Source organism: Vibrio sp. 1402 (assembly GCF_033340275.1).
Window position 1 is genome coordinate 1 of sequence record NZ_JAWOWE010000034.1, and the last position, 6,038, is coordinate 6,038.

General features: G+C 39.3%; 6 protein-coding genes and 1 pseudogene. 2 read left to right on the forward strand and 5 right to left on the reverse strand.

Annotation, left to right across the window (positions count from 1 at the left end; genetic code table 11):
• The 5 genes and pseudogenes from R7044_RS23770 to R7044_RS23790 form a co-directional block, all read right to left on the reverse strand.
• Positions 1 to 1,641 (reverse strand): annotated as a pseudogene (locus R7044_RS23770) (hypothetical protein); the annotation flags it as partial.
• Positions 1,642 to 1,791: 150 nt separating this feature from the next.
• On the reverse strand, positions 1,792 to 1,998 hold the full coding sequence (locus tag R7044_RS23775; RefSeq protein ID WP_024701909.1) for a major capsid protein: 207 nt from the start codon (positions 1,996 to 1,998) through the stop codon (positions 1,792 to 1,794).
• Between the two features lies 1 nt (position 1,999).
• Positions 2,000 to 2,221, reverse strand: coding sequence for a hypothetical protein (locus R7044_RS23780; RefSeq protein WP_025791107.1), 222 nt, complete (start codon positions 2,219 to 2,221; stop codon positions 2,000 to 2,002).
• 113 nt (positions 2,222 to 2,334) lie between these two features.
• Complete coding sequence (locus R7044_RS23785; protein ID WP_024701911.1) at positions 2,335 to 2,646, reverse strand: hypothetical protein; 312 nt, start codon at positions 2,644 to 2,646, stop codon at positions 2,335 to 2,337.
• A gap of 9 nt (positions 2,647 to 2,655) precedes the next feature.
• Positions 2,656 to 4,221 carry a phage/plasmid replication protein, II/X family gene (locus R7044_RS23790; RefSeq protein ID WP_225455835.1) on the reverse strand — a complete coding sequence of 522 codons (1,566 nt, stop codon included), beginning with the start codon at positions 4,219 to 4,221 and terminating at the stop codon, positions 2,656 to 2,658.
• 159 nt (positions 4,222 to 4,380) lie between these two features.
• Between R7044_RS23790 and R7044_RS23795 the strand changes: the two genes are divergently transcribed.
• On the forward strand, positions 4,381 to 5,043 hold the full coding sequence (locus tag R7044_RS23795) for a helix-turn-helix domain-containing protein (protein ID WP_225455836.1): 663 nt from the start codon (positions 4,381 to 4,383) through the stop codon (positions 5,041 to 5,043).
• A gap of 501 nt (positions 5,044 to 5,544) precedes the next feature.
• Entirely contained in the window at positions 5,545 to 5,859 is a 315-nt protein-coding gene (locus tag R7044_RS23800; RefSeq protein WP_225455837.1) for a hypothetical protein, read from the forward strand.
• Positions 5,860 to 6,038: the final 179 nt, after the last annotated feature.

The window sequence follows — 6,038 nt, forward strand, 5'->3', positions numbered from 1 at the left end:
GAACGCAGCCGCCGCCATAATACAAGCACGAATGATATAAGCCATTTCACAGAAAGGAGCTAAATCAATGGTAAATTTAAATAAACCACCATCGTAATATTTTGGGGCTGGACACTCACCATCAAAATTAACGCCATTAGATTCATCATAAGCTTTTAACAAATCACTTACTGAACCCTCAGCATTCTCATAAATATTTTTATAAGCACCATATTCATCAGTAAATTGGTCGTTATAATCTCCTATCCCCTCTAATAAACCAGTTCCGGCCTCATTAATCTCACTAATATCATTAGACTGACAGCTCTCATGCCAAGCCTGCTTAGCTAAATAACAAGTCGCAGCATTACCCTCACAAGAAAAAGACTGACAATCATCTGCGCTAAGGGAGCCGTTAATACCATGCTCTAAATCGTCTAATCCGGAATTAATCTCACCTTCAATACCCTTCAAATCATCACTTAATTCCCCAATACCATCATTCAAAAGGTGATTAAGTGAAGAAAGTAATTTGTTGTTGGTATTACCAATATCTGAAAGTGTACCTGTTTGGCTCTCAATGGCATTTTTAAGATGGTTAGAGGTATCAACAATAGTATCTGTGTTTAAATCTATAGAATTCTTTAATGCATCAAGATGTGAAATATTCTCAGCATGGTTTTTATTCAAGTCATTATTGATACCAGTAAGCTGTTTATTTAAGTCCTTATTCATAGACTCAATAGCCTTTGTAGTATCGCTATTTTCTTCTACATCCGGTTCTGGTTTATCAGGGTCAGGATTACCAGTGCCGCCACCGTTTGGTTTATCAGGGTCGCCTAAATCACCACCTGTAGGTGGGTCTACATCTACATCACCTGCACACTCAGGGTAATTATCAGAAAAGATGGTGCATGAATCTTCAGTAGAAGGAGCATCACACCAGTTATTCGACTCATCACAACAATTAGGGTAATCAGGTGAATCAGGCTTACATTGCTCTGGTTCTGGGTCAGTAGGCTGCGAATCAGATGAGCAGGTAGGAACAAGTAGTTGTTGTTGAGCAGTTAAAGTATCACAAGTAACACTTTTATAATCCTCGGTAACCCAAACTGCCCCTCCCTCAAGATAAAAAACGACCGTTCTCAAATCTTGTCTAGAAGAGTCAAACCTATAAGTCTGAACATCAAAATTATTACAATACTCAAAGCCTTGACATCTTTTAGTAGCAGCCGCAGTAACTGTTTCACCAATATTACTACTATAACGCCATGCCACACCCTTTTGAGGCGAAACATCATCCTTATCAGGCACCGGTTCGTCAGGGTTTGATGTTTCTGGCTCAGGTAAAGCGATAGAACAAGTTGAATCAGTACAAAAACCATCTAACGTATCATGCTGACATTCCGCACCAGTATAATCAGCATCAGCAAAACACCTACCGGAATCACAACCAACAAAACTAGTTAACTGAGCTGTACATTTAGAAGCAGAACCACACCAATAATTACCAAGCATGTTACGACCATAAGCGGCCTCATCCCACCAAACGCCTAAAGTTGGTTCAGTTTCTATTAACGTTTCACAATGATTTGTTGCCAAAGCACTAAACGAAACACTACACAAAATAACCAGTGAAGAAAGAAGATATTTAATATTCACATCAGCCTCCTAATACAATCAACAATCAGGAAGATAATGAAGCCCCACATAATATCCGATGGGCTTATATAAAAAGGTACTGGCATAAATCCCCCCAAAGTGAGATCAAAAAAGGGAGCAATAGCCCCCCTTTTATTAGAGTAATAGCTATTAACCGAAGAAAGCAGCCTTAGCCCATTTATAAACAACCGCTAAAGCAGCTAAACCAATAAGAGCTTGACCAACTGAACCAATAGCAGCAGAACCCTGCGTAGTAATTACACCAGTTGCAGCAGTGACATCTACATCAGCCATTGCAGCAGAAGAAACAAGAGAGGCACCGATAACAGTACCAAGAGTCAAAAGTTTAGTTTTCATATTAACCTCTAAAACCGAGTTGAATTAATACCATCTTAATTACATATGCCAATGCATATAACGAAGCAGCCGCGCCAATAATTTCAAATGCACTCGCCTCATCTAAATAAGAAACCGTTTCTATTAAATCGGTTTGCTCAATTAAGGTTATGTATTGGCAACTTTCATTAGGAGCTAACTGAACAATTTGAAGATAGCCATCAAGAGGTTTTGCACAAATCATCTAATTAACTCCTAAATATGGTGGTTCAATTATCGAATGGTTGATATCTACTAATAGTGATACCTTTATTAGTTCTTCATCGCCGAATAATTAAACCAATAAAACTGTTTGAATTAAGAAGCTTTTGGAACTTCAAAATCCTTTAGAATGAATGTTGATTTGCCATTGGAAACGCCCATACCTAAAACGGCAAGAACCTCCAAAGGCGCTTTCTTAGCTTTAAGCTCCATATTAAGGCGCTTAGATAGAGCAAAGTTGTTATCTGTAACCACGGAAATTTTACCGATTTGACAACCTACTTTGTCGCCGTTCTCTTGGAAGTCACCAATAGTCTGACAGTTCGCCCATTGCATAGGTGAACCACCGTTCTCATCTTCCATTGTTCCGAAATTAGAGTTAAAAATTGTTAAAGGCATTTTGTTCATAAAGTCACCCTAGTGATTACCGCCTGACCATTGCTGAAAGCTCATGCTCTCACTAGATGGATTAGACGTTGATTGATTAAAAGGCATTGATAAAACATCTGCTTTATTGCCGGGTTTATGGAAAACAAGATTAGAAGTACCGTCATCCCAAAGGACTAGAGAGACAGATTTATCTTGGTTTATTCGAACTTCTCTACCTGCTTGGAGCGCACGAGCATAAAGAGCTGGCATACCAATATCAGATAAAGAATCGTAAATTTTATCTAGTTCAGTTACTTGAACGTTACGAGGAGAACCTGATAGATGAGCCAAAAGGTCAGCACCAGAATTAATACCCTGAAATACAGGCTCTTTGTAATTGGCCGGACGTTGATTATCGAAATCAAAAGTAAGAACCTGACCAAGAGGAATATGTTCATCATCATGAAGGTTTTGAAGCTGTTCCTTTGAAAGCCCAACTGCCATCAAATCAGAAATGGAACGGTAGAAGCTAGATTTAGACATAGTGTTTTTAACCTGTTCATAGGTCGAATGCTTCAAACGGTCATATACTTGAAATAGACGAAGGGCTTTTGATTTACGGGTGTTTCCCTTCGAGTCTACGGTATCGTATAGGTCATGAAGCAAAGACATAACTTTATGGTCATTAACAACCGAAAGAGTGCTCCCCTCAATAGCGTCTAGCAGATACTTCATAGCATCACGCCAAGCCCAAAGACAGAAACTAGAATCAGAAGCAGATTCGAAAAGACGTACATACTCGATCAACTCAAAAAGATTTTGAGGTATGTTGTTTTTCTCAAACCAGCGAGACATAAAACGAGCCTCGAAACGAAGACGATTGTCAGCGAAGCCCTTTAAAGAGTCAGAAGATAATTCATCAATAACGCGATCGTAACGATTAGTTTTTTCCTTACGTTTAAGCTTCTTAAGAGCTTCACATTGATAATTAACTTCATCTAATTTTGAATAAATAATGAGTGAGGTAGTACGGCCAGAGTTAGGGTTGTTCTTATCTTTATTGAAGTAAACAGTAGACTCGAACTCGCCTTGTCTACTAGGTCTAAGATACTTGTTAGATACTTTTGATAAGGCAACTAGAGCAGCCTGAAGCTGGTCACGAGATTCAACTTGAACAGACATAGTAGAGTCAAAGCGGAAGACATCAGTCATCTGAAAATCAAGCATCTCACAGAAACGAGGCATAGCACGTTTGAAAGCATCAAGAATGGCAGTAGCACAGGTCAAAAGAGAGTCACTACCATAAACGTTATGACCTTGAAGAATCTTTGCTGGAGAACACTTCAACTCAACACAAGCATTAGGACGAAAACCAGAACCCTGAAAAACTTTCATAGCAATACTGGTATAGCTAGAAGGGACAGATTCCCAAGCGTGACGAAGAGAGGAAATGGAAGTGTTCCCATCTTCATCAAGATCAACAGAGCAATCCAAACGAAGACCACGGTCAATAAGATCGTCAAAATTGATATGAGTCTCCCACTCATCACCAACCTGAATAGGAGTAATGAACTCATCTTTGAAGTGGATTCTTAAGCCTAGAAAATCGTACACACCAAAACCCTGTCAATATCAGTTATGATTATTTAAAGTGTCTATAATGACACTGACGATGTTACTACCAACAAAACAGATATGCAACCAACTCGGTGTCAATTGTGACACTTATGGGTTTATGGTCGAAAACAAGAGGTAAAATGAACGGAGATAAGAATGAACTCACTAGAGAATGAACTCATGCTAGATCCAAAACAGGTACAACGATTTAAAAGTGCGATCTTAGAAAGAGGCACATATGAAGAAGTGTCAGAGTTAACCGAAATTAGTGTCAGTACATTAAAGAGAATTTGTGCAGGGAAAACCGATCCAAAATTGTCTGATGTTGTAAAGATCGCGAAGATAACTAACAAAAACTTAAATGATCTCATTTACGGAGACACAAGAGAACAGCAAATAGAAGCTGTGAAGTCATTTGTTAGTGCACTGAACGGCATTGATGAAGATACAGATGAAGCATATAGAACAATTATCTGGCAGCTTTCTGGTCTGTACAAAGAAGATATTCAAGCACTAAGTACACAAGTTCAAGCACTTAAATCCTATAGAGAAAAGCAACGAGCAAGTGAAAGAGCATCGCTAAGGAGTGCATACATAAGCCACCTCATCAATGAGCAAACTGTTGCTGCAAACAAGATAAAGCAAGAGCTAATAGAAAGTTATGGATTTAGTGAAGAAGAACTTTCCGGTGCAGAAATTGAGTATGAGGTAATTGCGGAGAAGAAAAAGGCGGAAAGGGAAAAGCGAAAGAGATTAGAAGAAGCCGAAGAACTGAACAAAGCACTTGGATGGAACAAGCATCCGAAAAGCCAACAATAAAGGTCAGTGCCACATTGGGACTATAAGCCACTATTAAAGTATGTGGCTTAGCCACCAAGAAAGAGCGCAGCGCGGCGCTCCGCTTCCTCCCCCCTCCGCTCTTTCTTTCTCTCTGGATTGAGCACTATGAGAAGGAAGAGGTAGAACCGATAACTGGCAGTGCCCTGTACCATTTTTAGGCTTGGCAGGATGAAGGGGTGTTTTGCGGTTTCTTCAAGGGGAGCTACGGTCGCAAGCTCCCTACTTTTCGGGCATTTTAGAAAAGCACTCCCCAAAAACTGTAGAAAGTGCCCTTATCCCTGCGGGGCTAGTACATCATTAAAAATTGAGCTCTAATAAAAAAATATCCAAAAATAAATCTTCATACTTTTCATTCTGTTAAGTGAATAAAATGCAACACAGTAACGTATTATTTTACTCGTAACATATTGATTGCTAAGTGTTATTTGACAAATCACTTCTGATTGACTTATTGTTTAATAAACAAACAGGAGTACAAATATGGCTAAGGTAACACTAGGTAACAAAACATTTCACTCGAAGAAAAGTGCAAATGAACACTACATGGATTTACGAGACAGTATTGATGGAAAGATAGAGAACGGAGATCTATTCGAAGAGCTTAAAGATCTTTATGAAAGGTACTGTGAAGCAACAAACTGGAACATTGATGGAAGAAGCATAAAGCACTTTATTGTTGACTACGAACTAAGAACTATCGGTGGACAACATGTTCAACATAAATGCTACAAAGTAGAATTTAGTAACAGTGAAATTAGACCATTTTCAATTAAAAAAGCGCTGAGTGCCATTTAAAATACGCATTATGGGAGTTATGTGTACGGGCTTCATTGGCAAAGCGATTTTCCCTCACCACCTTCACGCACTGACGGACGGGCAAGCCGCCCTCGGTGCGGAATCACTACTTCGCTCTCCCACCCTTTGCAACCATTCAGGCCAAAGGCAAACCCTCAACATAACTCCATACACATAAT

Bases quoted from the DNA above. Each gene is read 5' to 3' on its own strand.
- R7044_RS23775 (WP_024701909.1), bottom strand. From the start codon at position 1,998: ATGAAAACTAAACTTTTGACTCTTGGTACTGTTATCGGTGCCTCTCTT.
- R7044_RS23780 (WP_025791107.1), bottom strand. From the start codon at position 2,221: ATGATTTGTGCAAAACCTCTTGATGGCTATCTTCAAATTGTTCAGTTA.
- R7044_RS23785 (WP_024701911.1), bottom strand. From the start codon at position 2,646: ATGAACAAAATGCCTTTAACAATTTTTAACTCTAATTTCGGAACAATG.
- R7044_RS23795 (WP_225455836.1), top strand. From the start codon at position 4,381: ATGAACTCACTAGAGAATGAACTCATGCTAGATCCAAAACAGGTACAA.
- R7044_RS23800 (WP_225455837.1), top strand. From the start codon at position 5,545: ATGGCTAAGGTAACACTAGGTAACAAAACATTTCACTCGAAGAAAAGT.